The organism is Streptococcus oralis, from assembly GCF_001578945.1.
GTDB classification, from domain to species: domain Bacteria; phylum Bacillota; class Bacilli; order Lactobacillales; family Streptococcaceae; genus Streptococcus; species Streptococcus oralis_Q.
Map to the genome: position 1 here is coordinate 48427 of NZ_KQ969556.1, position 2859 is coordinate 51285.

A 2859-nucleotide genomic window follows, 5' to 3' on the forward strand; every position below is an offset into this window, starting at 1 on the left:
AGAGCTGGTGTTTGAGCATGCCCAGAAGCTCCTCGATTTGAACTAATTGAAAAAATTCCTTGTTCTACCTGTTGACGTCGGACAGTCTTTTCACGAGCATAAGCTCCCTGTAAAGTCACTATTTCGTAAGCTGCAGCAGGAAAATCAGCCATGAAAGAAAAGTCCTTATGAATGACAACTTCCTGATTACTATTATTCTCCAATTTACTGTAGCTAGCAATTGTCGTATGATTGTCAAAAGCAGTATAATAAAGTGTCAGACAAAGTTTGGCTTGAGAATCTTCTAAAATCAAGACAAGAGTCTCTGTATCATCCATGCTGTGAGGAGAAGGTAAACCCTGTGGACCATTCTGACCTTTTAAAATCTTTGCTTCTACAAATCGAAAGTCTGTTACTTCAGTTGCATCGTGCTGAACCTGTAAAGTTGGTTTTCTAAAGTCACCCAAACCATGTTGTCCAAAAATCTGACGTTGCGTATCCAAACTAAAGGTTCGATTAGTAGCTGTTGGATTACCTGAAAAAGCATGATCGCGTTCATAAACACTATTGGCACCTCTATAGTTCTTAATAGTCTTTCCTAAATGTTTTAATAATAAGAACCCATCTCTATTTTCAATAATCAAACTTAAACCTTTACTCTCAACATAAAATAGATTATTTTCTATCCGAACTCCCATTTCTTCACCTCTTTGATTTCTTGGTAAAATTTTAGCATATAAAAGCGCTTCCTAAAATAGATAAATGTCTCAAAAATATGGTAAAATGTTAGGTAGGAGGTATCATATGTTTGTTTTTTCAGAATACCAGACAGGAACAATCGACCTATCTCTTAGCTTCTACGGATATGAGGAATGCGCGCCTGACTACTCTTTTGGTCCAGCCATTCGAGATACCTATGTACTTCATTATATAACTAAGGGACGAGGAAAATTCCATTACAATGGTAAAATTGTCTCTTTGAAAGCTGGAGATTTCTTTTTACTAAAACCAGATGAACTAACCTTCTATCAAGCAGATAGCCAGAATCCCTGGGCCTACTATTGGTTGGGAATCTCTGGTGGGAAGGCACCTGATTATTTTGCACACTCACAAATTTCCGATCAATCCTATCTCATCCAATCAGAAATCTGTCATACACAGACAACTGCAAAACTTATTGCGGATATTGTCCACTTCGCTCAGATTACAAAATCCAACGAATTAGCCCAACTTCATATTATGGGGCAGCTTCATGAGTTGATGTTTCATTTAGGTAGCATTGCTCCCAATCAGAGAAAACAGAGCATCTCATCGACCCATCATCTCTACCTTGATTGCAAACGCTTCATTGATAGTCACTATCCAAAAGCAATCACCATTCAGGACATCGCAAAAGAGCTGTCTGTTCATAGAAGTTATCTGACTAGTGTGTTCAAAGAATTTCATCAGCTATCTCCAAAAGAGTATTTACTCTATGTTCGTATGCACCGTGCAAAACAACTTCTAGAACATACTGAAGAATCCATCAAAGTTATTGCATACTCAGTTGGCTTTTCAGATCCTCTTCATTTTTCAAAAGCCTATAAACAATACTTTCACAAAACACCTAGTCAAACACGAAAAGAACTTTCTCAATCCTCTTAGCTAGAAAGGAAAATCAATGAAATCACACCAACTAGTCTACCAAATATTAGCTAGAGAAAACGATTATGTTAGCGGAGAAAAAATCGGAGGAGAGCTGAATCTGAGTCGTACATCCATATGGAAAGCGATCCAACGTCTCCAACAAGAAGGGCTAGAAATTGACAGTATCAAAAATAGAGGCTACAAGCTTATTCAAGGCGATCTGATATTGCCTGATTTGATTCAAGAGAACACCAACTTAACCATTCACTACAAACCTGAGACTAAATCAACCCAAACAGATGCAAAAGAAGGGATTGAAGCTGGAAACAAAGGAAATACACTCTATCTTTCAACCTGTCAAACAGCAGGACGTGGTCGCTTTCAGCGTCCCTACTATTCTCCATCTCAGGGCGGAATCTATATGTCCCTGCATATTCAACCCAATCTTCCCTATGAAAAACTCCCTTCCTATACTCTCCTTGTAGCTGCTGCAGTCTACAAAGCCATTAAAAATCTAACTATGATAGAAGTAGATATCAAATGGGTAAATGACATCTACTTTAAGAATAAAAAAATAGCAGGCATCCTTACCGAAGCTATGACATCCGTCGAATCAGGACTAGTTACAGACCTGATTATCGGAATTGGTATCAATTTTTCTATAAGAGACTTTCCAGATGATTTAAAAGAAAAAGCCGGTAGTCTATTCACATCGTCTATACCAATCAGTCGGAATGAATTAATTTGTGAAATATGGAATTGCTTCTACCATACTAGTTCTGAAGAACTACTCTATCTCTATAAAAAACATTCCCTCGTTCTAGGAAGAGAAGTCAGTTTTATTCAAGAACAGACTGAAAAAAAAGGGGTTGCCAAAGATATCTCTGCTCAGGGGCAACTTCTTATCCAACTCGATAACCAAACAGAAATCTGGCTCAATAGTGGTGAAATCTCACTCACTAGCTGGATCTAACAACAGCACTGTATGATTTATAGAACTTCAGATCCTATAATATCTGTAATGGGTAAGTCCCCGTGACAGCTATCGCAGAGAGTTTGTCTGTATCCACTTTGACTGTCATTCGTAAGCTCAGTGAATTTCAATCAAGACAGATTTTTCCTATCTTCCGACAATTTGAGTTGGGATGGGTACAGCTTCAAGAAAGACAAGATAAGCTCCATTACTCAAGATTTTGGCACCCTGAATGTCATCGCAATTCTAGACGGGCGAACTCAAGCAACAATTCGCAATCA

At 38.2% G+C, this 2859-nt stretch carries 3 protein-coding genes and 1 pseudogene; 3 read left to right on the forward strand and 1 reads right to left on the reverse strand.

Annotation, left to right across the window (positions count from 1 at the left end; all coding sequences use genetic code 11):
- Positions 1-677, reverse strand: a 677-nt coding sequence (locus tag SORDD16_RS12030) for a glycoside hydrolase family 36 N-terminal domain-containing protein (RefSeq protein ID WP_277730560.1), incomplete at its 3' end; no start/stop codon positions are given.
- A 106-nt stretch (positions 678-783) separates the two neighbouring features.
- Between SORDD16_RS12030 and SORDD16_RS09115 the strand changes: the two genes are divergently transcribed.
- From SORDD16_RS09115 to SORDD16_RS12035, 3 genes and pseudogenes are all read left to right on the forward strand, one after another.
- Complete coding sequence (locus SORDD16_RS09115; RefSeq protein ID WP_061453202.1) at positions 784-1623, forward strand: AraC family transcriptional regulator; 840 nt, start codon at positions 784-786, stop codon at positions 1621-1623.
- Between the two features lie 16 nt (positions 1624-1639).
- Entirely contained in the window at positions 1640-2578 is a 939-nt protein-coding gene (birA, locus tag SORDD16_RS09120) for a bifunctional biotin--[acetyl-CoA-carboxylase] ligase/biotin operon repressor BirA (protein WP_061453203.1), read from the forward strand.
- Between the two features lie 62 nt (positions 2579-2640).
- Positions 2641-2859, forward strand: a pseudogene (locus tag SORDD16_RS12035) (ISL3 family transposase); the annotation flags it as partial.

Bases quoted from the DNA above. Each gene is read 5' to 3' on its own strand.
- SORDD16_RS09115 (WP_061453202.1), top strand. From the start codon at position 784: ATGTTTGTTTTTTCAGAATACCAGACAGGAACAATCGACCTATCTCTT.
- birA (WP_061453203.1), top strand. From the start codon at position 1,640: ATGAAATCACACCAACTAGTCTACCAAATATTAGCTAGAGAAAACGAT.